Annotated in this window: 14 protein-coding genes; 6 read left to right on the top strand and 8 right to left on the bottom strand. The window is 59.1% G+C overall.

What is annotated here, in order from left to right; genetic code table 11:
* Positions 1 to 15: 15 nt before the first annotated feature.
* Positions 16 to 1,164, bottom strand: coding sequence for a M20 family metallopeptidase (locus J2D77_RS10355; RefSeq protein WP_207846204.1), 1,149 nt, complete (start codon positions 1,162 to 1,164; stop codon positions 16 to 18).
* Positions 1,165 to 1,386: 222 nt separating this feature from the next.
* On the bottom strand, positions 1,387 to 1,626 hold the full coding sequence (locus J2D77_RS10350; RefSeq protein ID WP_207846203.1) for a hypothetical protein: 240 nt from the start codon (positions 1,624 to 1,626) through the stop codon (positions 1,387 to 1,389).
* A gap of 351 nt (positions 1,627 to 1,977) precedes the next feature.
* Between J2D77_RS10350 and J2D77_RS10345 the strand changes: the two genes are divergently transcribed.
* The 5 genes from J2D77_RS10345 (at position 1,978) to J2D77_RS10325 (ending at position 9,632) form a co-directional block, all read left to right on the top strand.
* Positions 1,978 to 3,435: an MFS transporter gene (locus J2D77_RS10345; protein WP_207846202.1), complete on the top strand. Its 1,458-nt coding sequence runs from the start codon at positions 1,978 to 1,980 to the stop codon at positions 3,433 to 3,435.
* Positions 3,436 to 3,964: 529 nt separating this feature from the next.
* Positions 3,965 to 6,349 (top strand): TonB-dependent receptor, encoded by a 2,385-nt coding sequence (locus J2D77_RS10340; RefSeq protein WP_207846201.1) that lies wholly within the window; start codon positions 3,965 to 3,967, stop codon positions 6,347 to 6,349.
* 47 nt (positions 6,350 to 6,396) lie between these two features.
* A complete protein-coding gene (locus tag J2D77_RS10335; protein ID WP_207846200.1) occupies positions 6,397 to 7,575 on the top strand; it encodes an MFS transporter in 1,179 nt (392 codons plus the stop codon).
* 15 nt (positions 7,576 to 7,590) lie between these two features.
* A complete protein-coding gene (locus J2D77_RS10330) occupies positions 7,591 to 8,889 on the top strand; it encodes an aminotransferase class III-fold pyridoxal phosphate-dependent enzyme (protein WP_207846199.1) in 1,299 nt (432 codons plus the stop codon).
* Positions 8,890 to 8,984: 95 nt separating this feature from the next.
* Entirely contained in the window at positions 8,985 to 9,632 is a 648-nt protein-coding gene (locus J2D77_RS10325; RefSeq protein ID WP_207846198.1) for a TetR/AcrR family transcriptional regulator, read from the top strand.
* A gap of 4 nt (positions 9,633 to 9,636) precedes the next feature.
* On the opposite strand, the gene J2D77_RS10320 is transcribed toward J2D77_RS10325, so the two are convergent.
* The 6 genes from J2D77_RS10320 to J2D77_RS10295 all read right to left on the bottom strand — a co-directional run bounded on the left by J2D77_RS10320 (position 9,637) and on the right by J2D77_RS10295 (position 17,685).
* Positions 9,637 to 10,284: a TetR/AcrR family transcriptional regulator gene (locus J2D77_RS10320; RefSeq protein ID WP_207846197.1), complete on the bottom strand. Its 648-nt coding sequence runs from the start codon at positions 10,282 to 10,284 to the stop codon at positions 9,637 to 9,639.
* A 37-nt stretch (positions 10,285 to 10,321) separates the two neighbouring features.
* Positions 10,322 to 13,462, bottom strand: a complete 3,141-nt coding sequence (locus tag J2D77_RS10315; protein ID WP_207846196.1) for a cytochrome P450 — start codon at positions 13,460 to 13,462, stop codon at positions 10,322 to 10,324.
* A 361-nt stretch (positions 13,463 to 13,823) separates the two neighbouring features.
* A complete protein-coding gene (locus J2D77_RS10310; RefSeq protein ID WP_207846195.1) occupies positions 13,824 to 15,041 on the bottom strand; it encodes a pyridoxal-phosphate-dependent aminotransferase family protein in 1,218 nt (405 codons plus the stop codon).
* Between the two features lie 82 nt (positions 15,042 to 15,123).
* On the bottom strand, positions 15,124 to 16,371 hold the full coding sequence (locus J2D77_RS10305) for an allantoate amidohydrolase (RefSeq protein WP_207846257.1): 1,248 nt from the start codon (positions 16,369 to 16,371) through the stop codon (positions 15,124 to 15,126).
* 136 nt (positions 16,372 to 16,507) lie between these two features.
* On the bottom strand, positions 16,508 to 17,206 hold the full coding sequence (locus J2D77_RS10300; protein WP_207846194.1) for a GntR family transcriptional regulator: 699 nt from the start codon (positions 17,204 to 17,206) through the stop codon (positions 16,508 to 16,510).
* Positions 17,207 to 17,544: 338 nt separating this feature from the next.
* Positions 17,545 to 17,685, bottom strand: a complete 141-nt coding sequence (locus tag J2D77_RS10295; RefSeq protein WP_207846258.1) for a hypothetical protein — start codon at positions 17,683 to 17,685, stop codon at positions 17,545 to 17,547.
* On the opposite strand from J2D77_RS10295, the gene J2D77_RS10290 reads away from it, so the two are divergent.
* Positions 17,684 to 19,942: a TonB-dependent receptor gene (locus J2D77_RS10290; RefSeq protein ID WP_230975707.1), complete on the top strand. Its 2,259-nt coding sequence runs from the start codon at positions 17,684 to 17,686 to the stop codon at positions 19,940 to 19,942. The two genes, J2D77_RS10295 and J2D77_RS10290, sit on opposite strands and share 2 nt — an antisense overlap.
* Positions 19,943 to 19,982 lie beyond the last annotated feature (40 nt).

Raw genomic sequence — 19,982 nt, 5'->3', positions numbered from 1 at the left:
CCTCACGCAGGGTGTTCAGGCCCCGAAGCTGCGGATCAGCCCCAGATAGGCGCGGGCCCCGGCTTCGATCTCATCCAGGCCGATACTTTCTTCGTTCGAATGCCACAGGTTCATGTCGCCCGGGCCCCACATCGCGGCTTCGGAACCCGCTGCATGAAACAGGCCGGCATCGAGCGAGCCATTGGAATAGAACGGCTCGGGGGCCGGCACGTCCATCAACGCGCAACCGGCGGCGATAGCCTGCGCCATCGGCCCGTCCGCCTTGATTTCGGCGGGGAACATATGCGGGCCGCGGGCGGCTTCAACTTGCCATGGCGCTCCGATCCGGGCGGCATCGACCACGGCATCGAACGCCGCATCCGGGTCATCGCCAGGCAACAGGCGGCGGTCGAAGGTCATGCGGACCTCGTCCTGAATGGTATGGGTGGCCTCCGGCCAGGAACGGATCGCGGTCGCGGTGAGCGTGGCATGCCCAAGGCCCGGATGTTCCGACCCACGCACATCGAGCGCCATAACCCGATCGAGCACCTTGCGGGCCCCGGTAATGGCATCGACCCCGGCCCATGGGGTGGAGGAATGGGCGACCTTGCCACGCACGGTGATATCGATGTCGATCCGGCCCTTGTTGGCGAGGGCGAGCCGGCTTCCCGTGCCCACCACGATGACCGCAGCGTCGGGCATATACCCCAAGGTTTCCAGCGCGACCTGCGCCGCGTCGTGGCGACCGGTCTCGCCCGCCGAGGTCACGATGAGGGACAGCTGGCAGTTGCGGGGCAAATCCCTGGCAGCGGCCACGGCGGCCATGGCGGCGGTGAGCGCTCCCTTTTGTTCCGAAAGGCCACGACCGCGCAGCCGCGCGCCGTCGTCAATAACCTCACCCGCAAAAGGGCGTTCCATGCGGCTTGCGGGATGGGTCATCGCATAGGCCATAAGCGTCAGGCTGGGCGCGCCCTCGGGCCCGCCAAGATCGACGATGACATTCCCCATCCGGTCGCGCACATGGGGCAGGCCGCATTCCGTCAAAATCTCGTTGACGGGCCCGCCCAGAAAGTTCTGAACCTCAGGCTCCATCTCGAAGCGATGCGTCTGCTGGCTTGGAAAGCGTGCAAAACGCAGCGCCCATTCCCTGAGACGGCTCTGGTCAAAATAGGTATTGTCTGACATTGCGTTGTCTCATCTTCGATTATAGCGTTCCCCGACCCGAAAAAGGCCAGGCAAACCGGATCTGTTTCCCATGCCGCAGCGCAAGGCAAGGCTGACCATATCGTTCAAGCCGGGGTCGAAGATATTGCGCAGTTCATTATCCTGCAAATTGAAGGGAGTAGCTGTAGCAGCCAGTCTGCTGCGATCGGTTCTTTCTGCGGCACCTGCGCACTTGGATAAACATCAGAGTTCTGCGTCATTGGTTTGAGAGAATCTTAAATTAATGTGCCCGTCCCCCAGCATGGTGCGGCGTTCTGAGAGGCCGTAGAGGTATGGGCCATGTGGAAAAGGCCATTGTATTGAAAAGAAACTTTTTCGTTGAGAAAAATAACCCATCCTTCTGATCCCGTTTTCTTCAAAGGCCGCCACTACCTCGACCACCATCATAATCAAGCGCAATCTCCCCTGGATGGGGGATGTCAATCGTTGCGTATCTTTTTCGTATATTGACACGCATTGGAAACGTCCGCTCAATAAGAGCCGTAAACGCGGGCCCTGGTGACAGCCCATCCTTGCAAGACGGTTCCCGCGCTCCATGATCGTCCCTATCCCGTTCATGCACATGCCAGGATTCGATGATTAAAGTGATGACCGCGCCATCTTTCGAATAACGGGAATATGAAAGACGTTTGCGAGGTGTTCGTTCATGTCATTGTGTAAGCAGGATACCTCCGAACGGCGACCGTATTGAACCCAAGGAAATCAGACGGCTTGTGCTGCCACAATTTGCCCAAAGTGCCTTCTCAAATGTCTCGGGACGGAGAAACGTTCGTAGTGTCAACGCCTCTTTCAACGCAGTCCAGCGCTTGCGCGCAACCGCCTTCGCTTATCATCAACCGTGGCGAGATGCGTCGCGCCATCACGGCCGCGGCCCTGGGCAATGTCGTCGAATGGTACGATGCGGCGGTTTACCTCTATATTGCGGGCACATTGGGCCAGGTCTTTTTCGCTCAGGCAACAAAGACGACACAGTTGATAAACGCCTTTGCCCTGTTCGCCGTCGCCTATCTTGCGCGTCCCCTTGGTGGAATAGTTCTCGGCCCCCTGGCAGACCGGATCGGACGCCAGAAAGTGCTTTCCCTGACCATCCTTCTGATGGGGGGCGCCACACTTGGCATCGGTCTCATTCCCTTGCCGGAAACGATAGGGATTTTCTCTGTCATCTTGTTGCTTTTACTCCGTTTGACCCAGGGCTTCTCAACCGGAGGCGAATATAGCGGCGCGACCACGTTCATTGCGGAATATGCTCCCGATACGCGGCGGGGGTTCTACGGCGCATGGCTGGAAGTTGGGACACTGGTCGGCTTCAGCCTGGGTGCTGGCATAGTCGCGGTCCTGATGACATTGCTTGATACCCACACCATGCAGGAATGGGGGTGGCGCATCCCGTTCCTGCTTGCGGCCCCTCTTTCCATCGTGGGCCTTTATTTCCGCAAGAGCCTGGAGGACACGCCTGCGTTCCGAGCGCTGGAAAAGCGTGAGACGCTGGCAGGTGAGGGCACTGCTTCGGGCCAGCTTGGTCGTACATTCGCAGGACAGTGGCACCAGCTTGCAAAATGCGCGGGAATTGTCATTACAATCAACGTCGGATATTACCTCGTCCTCACGTATCTTCCGACTTATCTGCATGTGGAACTTGGTTACGACGAATCAACCGGCTTAAGTGTATCGTTCATGATCATGGTCGGAATGATCTTCGCCAACCCTTTCGTTGGAGCGTTGTCGGATCGGGTGGGTAGAAAAACCATATTACTCGCTGGGTGTTTTGGGTTCTTTCTCCTGTCTGTTCCATCTTTTCTCATGTTTCAGGCCGGCGGCGTAATGCTGGTCTGCGGCGTGTTTCTGCTCTCGGCCACTTTCGTATGCTTTACAGCGGTCGTTCCATCCACACTGCCCGCCCTGTTCTCGACAGAGGTACGCAACGGGTCGCTGGCAATATCGTATAACTTCGCCGTATCCCTGTTCGGCGGCACAACCCCGCTGATTGTGACATCCCTGATAGCGGCCACAGGGAACAAGCTGATGCCGGCCTACTGGATGATGCTTGCTGCCGTCGTCGGTGGACTTGCAGTCTGGAAGATACGTGAAAGCGCAGGCCAGCCGCTTCCGAGCTCACCCGCTCTGGTCTCGACTACGCAACCGGCAAAGGTTTCGGACTTGGCGCTGCGGGAACAGGCAGGCGATCACCGTCGGGGAGCCGTCGCGCCAGTTGCGATCGAGCGCAATTCATAACTGCCACCGCATCGGGCCGATGCCGATCGGGGAGGCTTTTCCCTCCCTGATCAATCACGTGTCAGTAATTCCCATCGATTTCATAAAGTGTGACGGACCTGCCCCGCCGCCTGGGCTCCATCAACCGCCCGCTCAGCGATAATATTTTCGCGGCCCTAATCCCGCGGTCCCTGCCTGTCAACTTCGCCCCGTGCAGTCGCATCCTGGCGCGACACCATTGGGGGGCCTGACCCTCGTGTCCTGCACAGGCGGCCGACAGCGCCGCAAGGGTGATATGGGGCCTGGCCGTAAGAACGCCCGGCAGCCTGGCCCGCCCAGATCGGGAAGTCTGATCCCGACCCCTCGACACGGGCCAGTTCTTGGTGCGGTCCAACAACTGCGCCTAAGCCAACTATTCAAGGCTCACGAATACATCGTTTTACCACCGGTGCGACTCCATCCGCATCCGTAACGATTCCGCTTGCAATGTATCGGTAGCTGTGACTATCGTTCTGGGATCGAACCAAAACCTGCCGGAGTGCCGATTGTTATGAAAGCAACCACATCTTGGTATTTTCTGGGCCCGCTTCTGGTGTTCGCAACATCTCACAGCGAAGCTCGAACTACGGAAAAGCCGACAGTATCGACACCGCACAAGGCCAAAAACACCCCCAAGCCGACCGCCAGTCGGGGCACGCCACAGCAGGCCCCTGAGGTTGCTGCCACAAAAGCAGAACCAAAAATAGCGTCACCGGCCATAGAGGACGTCGTCGTTACGTCACAACATCGTCAGGAGCGTATTCAGGATATTCCGATCTCCATTACGGCCTTTGACGCCAAGACATTGAAAAAATTCAATCTCAAATCCAGTGATGACCTGGCGTCACACCTTACGGATGTGCAGATTGCAATGCCGTCCGGGAAGGGAAACCAGCCCCTTATCGCAATACGCGGGATCGGCCTGAACGACACCAATACGAACAATGCAGGCCCAAACGGCGTCTATGTAGACGGGATATATGAGGCCTCTCCCGCCGGGCAGACATTTCAGACATTCGATTTGGAACGTGTGGAGGTTCTGAAAGGACCGCAAGGCACCCTTTACGGTCGGAACACGACCGGTGGCGCAATCAGCTATGTCACGGCGAAGCCCACAGACAAATTCTACGCCAATCAGGATATCGAATACGGATCATGGAATTCGGTGTCCATGACAAGTATTCTCAATGGCAAGATTGCCGATGGCGTCGATGGGCGTGTTGCCATCAACTATAACTATTCTGACGGATATTTCCGCGACCTGACCGATAACAATACGACAAATGGCGCGAACGATCTCGCCTATCGCGGGCAAATCAAGGCAAAACCCGCGGATGATCTTACCTTGCTGTTCAACTTCCATGGCGGCCTGGTCTCGCGTCGGCCCGATGAATACCGTAATGTCGGTACCTTCAACGGTGCTTTTGGCGATACATGTTCCAATTCCGCCATAACAGCGGGCCATTGTACCGATCTGTATGGCTATAATGGCTCAAAAAGCTTCTACAAAGGATATTACAACAGGGACCGGCCGCTGTGGATCAATGCCATGGGTGGCTCGGTTCAGCTTGAATGGTCACCCGGCCCCTTCACCCTGACGTCCCTGACCGGCTATGAAGTAAGCCATAAAATTCATCCCGAAGATACCGATGCCGGTCCCAACCAGATTCTTGAAATCGATTACGGTGTGCGTTCGACCGATATCAGTCAGGAATTTCGTGTGAATGGGTCGGGACGGCGCTATCACTGGCTTGTCGGACTGTACTACCTGAACGAACATCTGAAACAGGATCAGTCCCTTAACGAACTGACGGATCTCGACCAGATACTGGGTATGGCGGGAGCCGGAGACGGCACGTCGATGGCCACCCGCACGATCAACGGGCAGTTTACCCAATCCGTCGCGGCATTCAGCCAGGTGGATTACGAGATTCTAGACCGTACCCACCTGACCCTGGGCGGGCGCCTGACCTATGAACACAAGGCATTCAACGACTACACGCTGGCGTCAATCGAGGAAGGCGGCGTCATGCCCGCGCGAACGCCGCTCTATTCGATCCAGGAAAACCTGACGAACCGCGCCGCGTCATGGCGTGTGGCGATCGATCACAAGTTCACGAATGCGATCATGGCATATGGCAGTATTTCAACAGGCTTCAAAAGTGGCGGATTTAACGGCGGTTTTCTGGATATAGATCCTGTCAATGCAGCCTATCAGCTCCGTCCCGTAAAGCCGGAATACGTTACGGCTTACGAAGTCGGCTTCAAGGCGGATTTCCTGCGCCACCGGCTCCGCTGGAATGCCGCGGGTTTCTTTAACAGCTATCGTGATCAGCAGATTTATAATCTCATCCCCGGCTCCAACGGCGTTGCGCTCAGCACGCTCGGCAACGCGCCCCGGGCCCAGATCAAGGGGGTCGAGTCCGAATTCGACCTGACGCCCATTCCCCGCCTTACGATGCAGCTCAACGTGAGTTTCCTCAATGCGCAGCTCGGTCGCTTCACCGCGGGGGCCGGCACGCCCTCCGCCGTGAGCTATCGCGGAAACCAGTTGCCGAATGCACCGCATATCACAGCCACGATGCTTGCAATGTATCATGTTCCCTTCCAGAACGGTGATGATCTGCAGTTCATGCTGAACTCCTCCTATCGCAGCCATCAATATTTCGACTCCACAAATAATCCGCTTGTGGCGCAGCGCGCCTACTGGCTGTTCAACGGCAAGATCACCTATGCCCTGGCCAAGCCGAACCTGCAGATCTCCTTCATTGGCAAGAATCTCACCGGTGAGAAATATCTCAATTTCATGAGTAACCTTTCCAGCGGGCTGGGAATTCTTGAAGAAGTTGTTGGAACACCGCGATATTTCGGTGGGGAAGCAAACTATACTTTCTGAATACAAATATATGCTGGCATCCTTCGATGTCGAACGGAGATTCTTCAATGGCTCCTGAACTTCCGCCCCTGGTCACACGCACGCAGATTGCAGGGGGCATGGTGCTTGGCTCCGCCGCCCTGCTGATGCTTGGCGTGCAACCCCTTGTGCTGGACGGCCTTCTCAGCGCGCATCGCATTACCGCCGGTGAGCTTGGACGCCTGTCGATGGTTGAGCTTCTTGCACTGGGGCTCACGATCTTTCTGTCTGTCCGCTATCTTCGGGAAATGCATCTGCGATACTGGGCCGGCGCAGCCTGCGCCGTTCTGGCCCTGGCGGATGGACTAACCGGGTTCGGTACAGGCTTCATGATCGACATCGCACGCGGCGTGGCCGGAATGGCGTCGGGGATACTGGTCTGGCTGGTGATATGCATCAGCACCCGCTCGGTATCACCCGGTCGCGTCAGTGGCATTTTTCTTGCCGTGCAGACGATCTGGCAGGCTGTTGTCGCTGAATTTCTATCGGTCACGATCATGCCTTCGTTCGGTGTCAGCGGCGCGTTCGTTGCCATGGGTATTCTTACCCTATGCGCCGTTCCAGCCATTGCCCTTGTTCCATCGGCACTTTCGCCCCTCGTGCAGTTTCATGAAGATGCGGAAGACGCAGGGGGAAAGATACGCCCCCAGGGGTGGACGGGCCTTGCAGGTTGCCTGTTCTACACGGCAGGCATCATGGGGCTGTGGGTGTTCGTCGAACGGATCGGGGAAATTTCCGGGCTGAACGCCTATGTTATCGGCAGCGCCGTATCCACCGTTCTTCTCGCCCAGATTTTTGGAAGCGCGATGGGAACGGTTCTGGAAAGAAAGCTTCCGGCCGTTGTCATGCTCATGGTGGCCGATATCGGAATGCTTGCCGTCACCTGGGCGCTGGGCACCACGCCTTCTCTGTGGCTTTACGTCGCATCGATCAGTCTCTTCGGATTTCTGTGGATGATGGCGCTGCCTTTTCAGGTCAAGTTCCTGATCGACATTGATCCGTCACGACGTACGTCCATGCAGCTTTCAAGCGCGCAGCTGTTCGGGTCCTCGCTCGGCCCCGCGATTACGTCGGCCTTCGTGACGCAATCGGGTCTTGGATATGCCTTCGAGGCCGACATGGCGCTGTTCGTCATCTCCTTGCTTCTTACCCTCGCAGCAGTTTCGCGCCAGGACCTTCCTGGTCGTTCCAAACGTCTTTTCGTCTGAAATAGAGATATTACAATGAAAAACAGCCTGATTTCCTATCCCCTCCATCATGACGAGCAGCTTCGCGCGCGTGCACGCAAGGTCATCCCGAACGGGATGTATGGCCATCTTTCCACCATGCTCCTGCCGACCGGCCGTGTGCCGCAGTTTTTTGCGCGCGGAGAAGGGGCGTATGTCTGGGATACCGATGGAAACCGCTATCTCGATTATATGTGTGCCTACGGCCCCAACCTGTTCGGTTACGGCCAGCCCGAAGTCAATGCGGCCTTCGTGGAACAGATGCAGGCGGGGGATGTGCTGACCGGACCCGGCCCGGCCATGGTCGATCTTGCGGAAAACATGACGGGCATGATCGGCCACGCCGACTGGGCGATGTTCTGCAAGGATGGAACAGATGCGTCCTCCATCGCCTTGATGATCGCGCGCGCCCATACAGGCCGACGAAAGATCATCCGCGCGCGGCGCGCCTATCATGGTTCTGCGTCATGGTGCACGCCGATCAGACATGGTGTGATCGCCGAAGATACGGCGCATCAGATTTTCTGCGACTATAACGACACCGCAAGCCTGCAGGCCGCGATCGATGAAGCGGGAGACGATCTGGCGGCAATCTTCGTAACCCCGTTCCAGCATGACACATTCGCACCGCAAGCCATGGCCGACCCCGCTTACATGCGTCTGGCCCGGGACGCGTGCGATCGTCTGGATGCCGTGCTGATTGCCGACGAAATCCGGTGCGGCTTCCGGCTTTCCCGTGATTCCGCCATGACGCTGAACGGGGTCGCGCCTGATCTTTCGACCTGGGGCAAGGTGCTGGCCAACGGGCATCCGCTTTCTGCCGTGCTGGGTTCGGACAGGCTGCGCGCAGCCGCGGCAAGCATCTATGTCACGGGCTCCTACTGGTACGGGGCCGCCGCCATGGCAGCCGCGAACGTCACCATGCGGCTGATTCGCGAAACGCCCTATCTGGAAAAACTGTCCCGCCTTGGGGAGGCCCTGCGGACCGGGCTGGACGAGGTCGCGACACGGCACGGTTATGCGTTCCAGCAGACCGGCCCGGTTGAAATGCCGCTGTTTCTCTTCGAAGGCGATCCCGACATGCGACTCGGATATCGCTGGACGACGGAAATGCTGGCGCGGGGCATTTACGTGCATCCGTGGCACAACATGTTCCTGAACGACGCAATGACCGAAGACGACATCGCGCAGACGATCGCGGCAGCCAATGAATCGTTCGCAGCGCTGCGGCAGTGTGAAGCGGAACTGACCGCACCACCCGAACTTGCCATCTTGCGCAAAATGGTCGACCACTGACACGCCTGCGCATGGCGCAACCGAGGAGTGCCTATATTCGGGTCCCGTTATTATGATACAGGGAGGGCATGAGGAACGCACCCAGGCAAGTGAAGTTGAAGCAGAAGTCTGCCCCGCAGCAGGACCGCTCGCGGCAGACTTATGAGACTCTCCTGCTCGCTGCGGGAGAACTGCTGGCCGAGGTCGGGCTGGAACAGTTCTCCACCAACCGCGTATGCCTGCATGCCCAGGTAACCCCGCCTGCGCTGTACAGATATTTTCCAAACAAATACGCATTGCTGGTAGCCATGGGCGAACGCCTGATGGAAGCCCAGGACGAGGCCCTTTTTGCATGGATCGAACAGGGCGGTCTCGAAGCCACGTCCACGGATGAAGTGCACGAGAAATTCTGTACCCTGATCCGGGAAATGGTCCGAATCACGCAAAGCCATGCGGGCGGCATATGGATCATACGGGCCATGCGTGCGACGCCGGTTCTGCGTCAGGTGCGCGTCAACTCGCGCGAGCGCGTCGTTGACCGTCTGATGCAGGTAGTAAAGGTCGGGCTGGACGACAACCAGCTCCGGATCGCCCTCAGGCTGGATGTGGAACTGGTGACGGCGGCCATCGAATGGCTGATCGAGGAGCCTGAATCGGATTCAGAGCGCATCATACATGAGCTGTCGTGGAACCGTTATTCGTTCTTCGAAAAGCTGCGCGAACGCGCGGCGCAATGCGACATGGTGCGACAGGACGCGTCCTGAGCGTTCAGGACTGCTTGAAGCCGCGCAATGTGCAGGCAACGTAATCGCGTAGGGATGCCAGAAATTTAGAACGCATCGGCTCTGGCGATTCAAGCGCAAACATCACGTTGATGATGGTCGATTCAAGAAATATGACCGCCAGCCGGGTCAGTTCTTCAGCCGTGTCATGCGGGCGGAGGCAGGCGATGAACGGAACGATCACCTGCGCACGATTGAGCGTATCGTTGCGGTCGATGTTCCGCAGAGCGGGGGTGGAGCGCAAGGCGTTCCATATGGCTGGTGCCGCCGGTGTCCGGGCCAGCCGTTCTGCCAGAGCATCGACAGCCTTGGTGGCAAGCTCTGCCAACTGTTCGGCGGTCATGTCTGTCGGGTTGGCATCGCTGAGGAATTCGTTTGTGAAGCTCTCGATATGCTTGAGTTGCTTGACGGCAAGGGACAGGACAATGGCCTGCGCCGACGGAAAATAATGATAGATCGAGGCGATGGGCAGGCCGGCCCTGCGTCCAAGCTCACGCATGGACAGCCCGTCCAGCCCGCATTCGGCAATCAGGATCTCAGCCGCTTCCAGCAACGCTTCCTTGCGCTGCTGCCCCCGTCTCTGGACCCCTTCGCTGCGGGGAAGGATGTGGTCAAGGCTGTTGGCGTCCGCCACGTTGCATGTCTCCTGGTGCAGGGCGCATCCAGGCCCTCTAGGAGAAAGCATCTACAGCATAACGGTTCTTTTGTATAATATTGCGCCGTGCCCAACGCATGGCTACGGCAGGGCTGGTCTCCAATGCGTGGGTGCAAAGTTCCATAAGGGCCTGTTCTATTCCTGGTATGACCGTGCGCGCATTGCCGCAGCAATAAATCCGGCCCCCCAGCGCCATCAGTTCGATGACCCGCCCGGCATGCTGGACAAGCAGGTCCTGCACATACTGCCCGGTTCCTTGGTCGGGACAGGAAAAGGCGGGAAACACTCTGACAATCCCCGCATTTTCCCATTGGGCCAGCATACCCTTGTAAAGAAAATCCTGGTCCGGGTTCCGACAGCCAAAGAACATTATCGCAGGGCCGACGGAAAGACCGTCCCGTTTCTGCTGCATGCGTTCTTCCAGAAAGCCGCGGAAAGGTGCAATGCCACTTCCCGCACCGATCATGATGAGCGGCACTGTCGGGTCTTCGGGCAGGCGGAACGCCGTGCTGCCGGGCATAACGGAGACAGTCAGGGCGGAATCCTTGACCAGCCGTGCCAGATACCCCGAAGCCACGCCGATATGCCGGCCGGTTCCCGAAGCAGGTGCGTCATCGATAACGGAAACTGTCAGCGTACAGCGACGGGAGTTGACTTCGGGGGCCGATGAAATGGAATAACGCCGTGGCGCTATCGGCGGAAGCAGCGGCAGAAGCTCTGCAAGGCCGACGGTACAGGATGCAAACCGTTCGAGAAAACTCAGCGTGCCAATCCGGGGGTGCATGATCTCGCGTTGATAAAGCGCGGGATCGAGCAGGCGCTCTATATGTGCCTTTTCCGGCGGGCAGGCAGTCCGCGTAGCAAACAGACGGAGCTGGTCCAATGTGACGGGTTGTTCAAGCTCGACAAAATCCGCAAGGATGGTTTTTACGGGGAGAGATTCGTGTTCGGGAACGGGCCAGTCCTGATTGCCTGAATTATGAAGACGAATGCGTGTCTCGGGATCGAGGCCGAGCCTCCGCAGGCCTCTTGCCACGGTTTCCGGTGGGTTGCTTGGCAGTACGCAAAGGTAATCCCCGGTTTTGTAGTGCAGTGTGGGTGAGAGTTCAAGAACGATATGATGCTTATGATATCCGCGATACTGTTCGGGTGTCATCCTTGTATTGTCCAGGCAGCGTGCAGTCGCTGTGGACATGCCGGCCTGCCTTAGGGAAGGCAGGAACTCGAGTTGCGTGGCCGACATGACGGAAATGGCGCTGCTGCCCAGAGCAACCCACAGACCCGTAATCCACTGCTCCACGATCTCGATAAAATCACCCGCGGCATCGGATTCCCCTCTCGGCACGAATGGCTGCGCGCCGGCCTTGTTCAATGCCGCTTCCAGGCGCTTGGGAACGGCCTGATATGTCCGCGTCCAGTTCCGATTGCCGCAGCCGAGAATGGCATAGTCAAGATTCGACAGTGCTTCGCGCGGAAGATGCTCGATCCATTCCAGACCCTTCCGTGCGGAGTCAGACGGTTCTCCTTCAAACGAGGCAATAATGAAAACGGCCTTCTTTATATTTGAAAGCTCCGCAGATCCGTCATTCAACGACATGATGCGCACAGTATAGCCATGCTGCCGCGCCTGTTTCGCGATCTTTCGCGCGAATGTTTCACAAGTGCCCGTGCTGCCGCCATGCAGGATGAGAAGTGGCTCGCCTTCAGCAGCAGACTGCGTCGATCCAATTGAAGATCCGGCGCCTTGCTTGTTTTGACGATAGGCCGGATCGTGCGTGTCATCACGTGGTCGGGCACGTACATGCATGCGCAACCCGTCCGGCTTTATGGTCAGGGTCTCGGCAATCTTCATTTCATAGTTTTTATCGACCGCCGAGATATCGAAGCGCTGCAACGTCATGGCCAGAACAAGCTGGGCTTCCTGCATTGCAAAGCCGCGACCAATACAGGCCCGTTGCCCATTGCCAAAAGGTTTCCATGCATTCGGCGGCAAACGGGCTACTGCCTCCCGTTCAAAGCGTTCGGGGCGGAATGTCTCTACATCGTCACCCCAGACAAGAGGATCGCGATGCAGGGCTGGAAGAAGAACGAGGATTTCATCCCCCGGCATGACGGGATATTTGCCCGCAAGCCGTGTCGGTGCGATCGGGGTAACCGCAAATGCCGGCGCCGTGGGCCACAGGCGCAGGCTTTCCATGAGAATATGCTCGAGATAGTCCAGCCGGGGCATGTCTGCGGGTGTGGGGAGCCTTGATCCCAGAACATCATCGACACAATGCTGTGCCTTTCGCAGGATTTCCGGATATTTCAGCAGGTGGTAGAGGGTGAAGGACAGCAGGCCGCTGGTCGTCTCATGCCCCGCAATCAGGAATGTCACGAGCTGGAAACGTATGTTTTCATCACTCAGTTGTTTGCCGGAAGTCGGATCACGGCCCAGAAGCATTGAATCGAGCAGATCGCCGCGTGACCCCATCGCCCCCTTTTCCCGACGGTCCGCAACCAGTGAATCTGCAAGTTCATGCATCATGGCCACATCATGCCGGAACTTTCTCTGCGTTCGGAGCATTGCGCGAGACAGCAGGGCCGGCCGCCTGTCGCGGGCGGATGCTTCGAGCAATGCACTGACCATCGAATCAACGAACGAATGCATGGAATCGCGATAGAAACTGTTGAAGCGGTAATCGAAAGCACAGAGCGCCAATGTATCCAGTGTAAGGCGGGTCATGCTGTCCACGACGTCGATTTCGGCGTCTTCTCCAAACCGTTCCCAACGATCCAGCATCTGGCCTGCGATATCGAGCATCTTGCCGTGCATGTCGCGCAGGCCGAGGGGGCCGAAAGCCGGCATCAGGATACGGTGGGCTATTTCCCAGTTCGCTTCGTTATTTTGAGCGGTAAACAGACCGTCCCCCGTCGCGGGGCGGAGGTTGATCAATGCGCTGTGAACGAATTTTTCAAACCGTGTTTCATCGCAGACTTCATTGACCAGAGCCTGCGACCCCACGACCAGTCCAGACTGGCCCAGCACGTTCAACCGGTAGATCGGTCCAAGTTCCCGCCAGAGGCGCATCAGGCTCTGGATCAGTGCGTGGCCGTCCAGTTCGAACAGGTTGCCGACAAAAGGAAGACCGCGCGGAGTGGGTACCGTTTCGTCCATTGCTGCCCCCTGAACTCGATCATTGATCTCCTTATACCGATCAATGATCGATTTTTCAAGAACGCGGAGCGGCTCTCAATGCGAATGGCCATGAAAATCGGAATATCCTGGGGTGTCTCGTCAGTTGGCACGCGGTTCTGCCAAACCGCTTCAGCAGGCGGAAGGAGCCGGATGGCATGAGCCTGCCGCGGCAATCTCGTGCCTGTTGCTGCGGCGATCGAGTGGGGGCGGACAAGTGGAACCCAGTCGAACGGCCAGGAGCGGCGCGATACTGGCCCGGCGCGCCGACAGTTGTCACGCCTTTCCGTGGTTCGGAAGTGGAAGAGGTGAGGGCGCTCCGGGCCGGTCGATCGGTCTTTTCTTACCCCTGATAGGATGCGTGGGCGGCGTCCACCCCGGCCCCGCGTGGCAGGGGATAGCCTTCGGCGGCCAGGACGGCGTCCAGCGCGCCCAGCGTGATCAGCACCTTATGTTTCATGGCGTTGTATCCCATGGCCCCGATGCGCCAGATCTTTCCGGCAAGCGGGCCGAAGGCGGTGCCGATCTCGATTTCGAATTCCTCACGCATCCGCGTCCGCACCCGTTCGCCGTCAACCCCATCGGGAATGACCACACCGGTCACATTGGTCATACGGTGCGCATCCTGGCCGTATAGCGTCAGCCCCATTGCCCGCAATCCGGCACACATGGCAGCACCTGCCGCGCGGTGCCGGGCAAAACGGGTCTCCAGCCCTTCTTCCACCATGATACGGGCGGCCTCGCGCGCCGCGTAGAGCATGGAGGTCGCTTCGGTATGATGGTTCAGGCGCTTTTCGGACCAGTATTCCATGATCATGGCAAGGTCGAAATAGTTGGACCCAATCCGCGCCCGGCTGCCATCCTGCGTGTTCGCGCCCCTGATTCCCGCCTCCACATGCCGGCGGGCCATGATATGCGCCGCCGCCCGGTCCGAGATGGTGATGGGGGACGAACCCGGCGGCCCGCCCATGCATTTCTGCAACCCACCCGTTACCACATCCACGCCCCATGGGTCGGTCGCCACCGCCATACCGCCCAGTGTCGCCGTGGCGTCGACATAGGACAGCACATCGTGCCGGCGGCAGATCGCGCCCACGCCGTCCAGCGGCTGGGCCATGGTGGTGGAGGTATCGCCATGGATCGCGGCGAAGACCTGTGGCCGATGTTCGACGATCGCGGCCTCGATCTGTTCCAGCGTCGCGACCTCCCCCCACGGGATGTCGAGGGTGCGGATATCGGCGCCGATGCGCTGGGCTATTTCGGACAGAAGCAAGCCGAACCGCCCCGCGCGCAGGATCAGCAGCCGTGCCCCTGGTTCGACCAGCGAGACCAGGGCTGCCTCGATCCCCGCGCGCGCCGTGCCGTCGATCAGGAATGTCCAGCGGTTCTCTGTCATGAACACCTGACGGTACAGCGCCATTGTCTGGTTCATGTAGCCGGTCATTTCCGGGTCGAACTGGCCCAGCATGTCCGCCGTCATCGCCCGCAGAACGCGCGGATGCACGTTGACCGGCCCCGGTCCCATCAGCAGCCGCGACGGCGGATCAATCTGTTCAAACATCGCCCCTGTTTCCTCTCGTCCTGTCACGCCTGCGTGCTCAAAAGCCCTTTTGTTGTCCATCGATTTTGACGATGGACCCATTTCAGCCCGAAGCCCATGCAGCGAAGCGTTCGATAAAATTCGTCATGGCCCGCAATGCCGCCTCGACATCGTCTTCCATCACCGCTTCGGCAGGATGGTGGCTGACACCACCCCGGCAGCGCATGAACAGCATGGAAACCGGCGCCAGAGCGGCCATTACCATCGCATCGTGTCCGGCCCCGCTGACCAGGGTACGCGGCGCAGCATCGGTGGCCGTTTGCACGGCCTGTTCCATCAGGCGCGTCAGGCCGGGATCGCAGGGTGTGGCCTTCAGGTCGTGCTGCACCGCAACATTCAGCGTCACCTGTCGGCGGGCTGCAATATCGGCCAGTGCCGCGCGGATTGCATCGGCGGCACGGTTGCGAACCGCATCGGTCCCGGCACGGATATCGATGCTGAAAACCACGTCGCCCGGCACGACATTGGGCACGTCGGGATGGACCTCCATCCGGCCGACGGTCGCCACCAGATCGTCCGGACCCGCGCCGCCGATCCGTTCGATGGCAAGCACCATCTCGGCGGCGGCGGCCAGGGCGTCGCGCCGCAGGTGCATCGCCATCGTGCCGGCATGGCCCGCGACACCGCCCACCGTCGCGCGAAGGCGGAACTGCGCGGCAATGGCGCTGACGACGCCCAGCGCGCGATTCTCGGCTTCCAGCACCGGGCCCTGCTCGATATGGGCCTCCACATAGGCCAGCACGTGTTCACGCGGGCGTGCCGCCTGGGGCAGGTGGGCCAGGTCAAGGCCGAAAGTCTCCAGCGCCGTGGCCAGGCTGGTACCGTCCGTGTCCAGCAGGTCCAGGGTCTGTTCCGCCAATGTGCCGGCCACGGCGCGGGTCGCCAGCATCGAAACGGGAAAGCGCGATCCTTCTTCATCCCCGAAGCCGATTACCTCGATGGCGAAGGGAAAGCGCTGCTGGCGGGCGGCAAACCACGCGACGGTCTCGATCCCCAGCATGACGCCCAGCATGCCGTCATACCGCCCGGCGTTGCGCACGCTGTCCACATGCGACCCGATCATCAATGCCGGGGCGTCTGGCGAGAGACCTTCGTACCGGCCGACGATGTTGCCTGCGGCGTCGATCCGCGTGGTCATGCCCGCCTCAACCATCCAGGTCGTGATCCGTGCAAGCGTCGCTCTATACCCCGGTCCCAGATAGGGGCGGAAGAGGGCGGCCGGATCGTCCGAGTAAGGGGCCGCGCCCAGTTCATCGCACCGCGCGACCGAGCGAATGCCCCCAAGCGTCATATGTTCAGGATGATCCAGCGAACGTCTCACAACGCCATCGACTCCTCAAACGGGGATAGTGGGAGCGTATGTCCCGTCGAATCTTGTATACAAGAAAGCGCAGAAAGCAACCCCGTTACCAGCGCCGGGCGCGCTATCAGTCGGTCGTTCCCTGCAAGGCTGCTTTCAGATGGTCCAGGCGATTGGAGACATTGCGATAGTTCAGGGCCTTTTCGACATGCCGTAGATGGACATCCATCAGGCGCGCGGCCTCTGTCATATTGCCCTGTTCGAGCGCATCGATGATCTCGACATGTTCGCCGCAGGATTCATGGGCATCGTGCGATGACTGATAGAGTGCTGCAATCAGCACCGTGCGCGTCGTCAGATCCTGCAACAGCGACGCAAGGACCGGATTGCCCAACGTTTCGGCCAGGCAGACATGGAAATGACCCAGCAGATAGCTGCGCTCCGCCCGGTCGCCACTGGCAATGGCCTTCTGTTCGGCCCGTACATGGGCGCGCAGCGCCCGGATCATGGCCGGGCTGGCCCGGTCGATGGTGACCAGCATGCCGACCTCCAGTGCGCGGCGGGCATCGATCGTATGGCGCGCTTCCTCGACGGAAGGCTCGATGACGAACCAGCCGCGACGGGCAGAAACCTCCACGATGCCGCGGGCCTGCAGGCGCATCATCGCCTCGCGCACCAGCGTGCGTGATACGCCAAAAATCTCCGACAATTCCTTCTCGCCCAGGCGCTCTCCCGGCGCGATGCGACCGGAAAGTGCGGCATGGACGATGCGGTCCTCGATCAGGTGCGGATTTTTATGGGCATCTTTTTCGGCGTTGTCTCGCATACAAGAACTATAGGCAGCCCGCATGGGTTCTGCAATCGACATCCGGCCCGGTGATGGCGAATCGCCCTTGTGTTCCCTGGCCTGGCGAGGGCGGTTTTCGTTCCTCTGCTTCTCTGCACCCCATGGGCATGACGCAGAAATCAGGGCAGGGAGGTCCGGTTAAAGGGCAGGTGGAATTTTCCTCATTTAAATCAAGGGATTAATTTGCACGATTCCTTGTGGGGCATTTTGGGGCCGGGGGTGACCTTTTTCGGCGGCGTTTCGTTCCGGTTTGCTTTCCATCTTGTATGCAACATTTTTTATCAAACAGCGTGATTCTGGTAGACAAAACATGACTATCATTCCACATTCGAGATAATGAACGACCCCGCCATCAGGACACGGCCGCGTGCCCGTCGCCTGCCATCGCACCAGACAAGGAAGACCATCATGCTTTTCCCGCGCTGCGCCGAGCTTTCCTTCAGAAGGCAGGCCATCATGACCAGCTTTATGGCGGGCGTTATCCTGCCGCTGCCCGCACTGGCTGATGCTGCGACGCAGACACCCGCCGCCAAGCCGGTACGGCATCACGCCCCCCTGCGCGCGCAGAGCGAACAGGTTACGGTATCCGCCCGCCGGGGTGCGTCCGGGGCCGGCCAGCATGACGCCCATTCCGAAACAGTGATTTCCCGTCAGGAACTGGCCGATCGCAACATCCGTGTCATGACCGATATCCAGCGCGTGGCCCCCAATCTCACTATCCAGCCCTCCTTCGGGTCCGGGGCGCTGAACTTCACGTTGCGCGGTGTGGGGCTGATGGACTTCACACAGAACAACACGCCCTCCACCATGCCTTATCTGGACGGCGTTGCGCTGCCAGTCTCGATCATGACCACGGGCATGATGTTCGACCTTGACGATATTTCCATTGCCGCCGGTCCTTCCGGCTACACGCATGGCCAGGCCACCACGGGGGGCGAAATCGACTTCCATACCGCCGACCCGACACGCCAGTTCCATGCCGGCCTGACCGAGGATATCGCAAGCTACGGTCGCAACCGGGTGGAAGGTTATGTCTCCGGCCCCATTTCCCAGTCGGTGTCATTCCGCATTGCCGGGCAGTCCATGACCGGGGGCGGCTATCAGCACAATGCTGCGGGCCAGGGCTTCGGCAATGCCAATCTGGGCGCGCTGCGCGCCAAGCTGAAATGGGATATCGACGACACGTCCAACCTGATTATCGGCGGCCATTGGACCACGGACCAGTCGGAATACGCATCCGGGCACAATCTGTACAATTCCTACAACGTGCCGGTCACGCAGGACATCTACCAGACCGAATGGGGCCTTGATCCGCGCTTTGCCAAAATACTCGGCATAGACGGCAGGAACACCAAACCCCGCGAGGACAATCTCTTCTGGGGCGTGAACGTGCGCTATACGAAGAATTTTTCATGGGGCCGCCTGTCGACCATCAGCGCCTATGAAATGGCGGACGAGCACGAACTGACAAACCAGACGGACTCCATCCTGTCCTATGGCAACATGTTCCGCAACAACCAGACAAACGTGTTCTCGCAGGAAGTGAAACTGGAATCGATCGACCCCAGCGCGCGTTTTCACTGGGAAACGGGGATGTACTACAGCCGGTCGCGTATGGCGCAGAATTTCTGGTACGATTCCTCCGATCGACCCGGCACGACCCCGCTGAACGAGACGAGCTACCGGCAGAATCAGCAGAATTTCAATCAGTACGTCCAGCTTTCCTACCGTATTCTTCCAAAGCTGCGGCTGATCGGCGCGATCTTGCATGAATCCGATGACCGGCAGATGCTGAACGTCACCAGCACGAACTACAACCTGGATACGGGCGGCATTGTCGGCACGCCGACCAATTTCGGCAATAGCGGTGCGCTCAGCAACGAGTTCGGTGGCCGTGTCGGTGCGCAATACCAGTTCACGCGCAATATCATGGGCTACATGATGTTCAGCCGTGGCTTCAAGCCCGGCGGGTTCTCGGCCAATATCACGCAGCAGGCAGCCCAGCTCCGCCCGTTCAAGCCGGAACAGATCCTGACCTATGAAGGCGGTTTCAAGACCATGCTGTTCGACCGCCGCCTTCGCCTGAACGCTGCCGGGTTTTACTACGATTATCGCGATCAGCAGCTTCTGGGCACGATCCTGGTCCCGCCCTACGGCGTGCTGGGCGGTTATGTGAATGCGCCACGGTCCTATATTTACGGTGCCGAATTCGATGCCGAGGCCCGTCCGTTCCGTGGCATGATCCTGACGCAGAATTTCGGCTACCAGAACGGCGTCTATACCAAGTTCCAGAGCATCAACCGCACGGCCACCACGGCGAACTTCGCCGCCACCGGTGTCTGGCAGGCCGTCAATACGAATTATGACAATGTCAATATGGGGCTGGCCAACCTGACCCTGTCGGGGGCTGCCAACTACACGTGGAATGTCCTGCGTGACTACCAGATGACGTTCGATGTCGATTATTCCTATCGCGGCCGCCAGACCCAGCCGCAATATATCGGCCAGACGGGCATCTACCGCTCACCCGCCTATTTCCTGGTCAATTCGTTCCTGACCTTCGCGGCCCCCAGGCAGCATTGGTCGGTCACCGTCTATGGTGAGAACCTGGCCGATCGCCGCTATTGGCTATCGGCCGGTACGCAGGCTACCTTCTACGGCGTGATCCCCGGCATGCCCCGCTTCGTCGGTGCGCGGATCAACGTGACTTACTGAGCCGAGCGCGCGGCCCCCAAACCAGCCAAGGACCCATCGG

It is taken from the genome of Acetobacter garciniae, assembly GCF_017377735.1.
Classification (GTDB): domain Bacteria; phylum Pseudomonadota; class Alphaproteobacteria; order Acetobacterales; family Acetobacteraceae; genus Acetobacter; species Acetobacter garciniae.
This window is presented reverse-complemented; position numbering and strand designations above follow the sequence as displayed.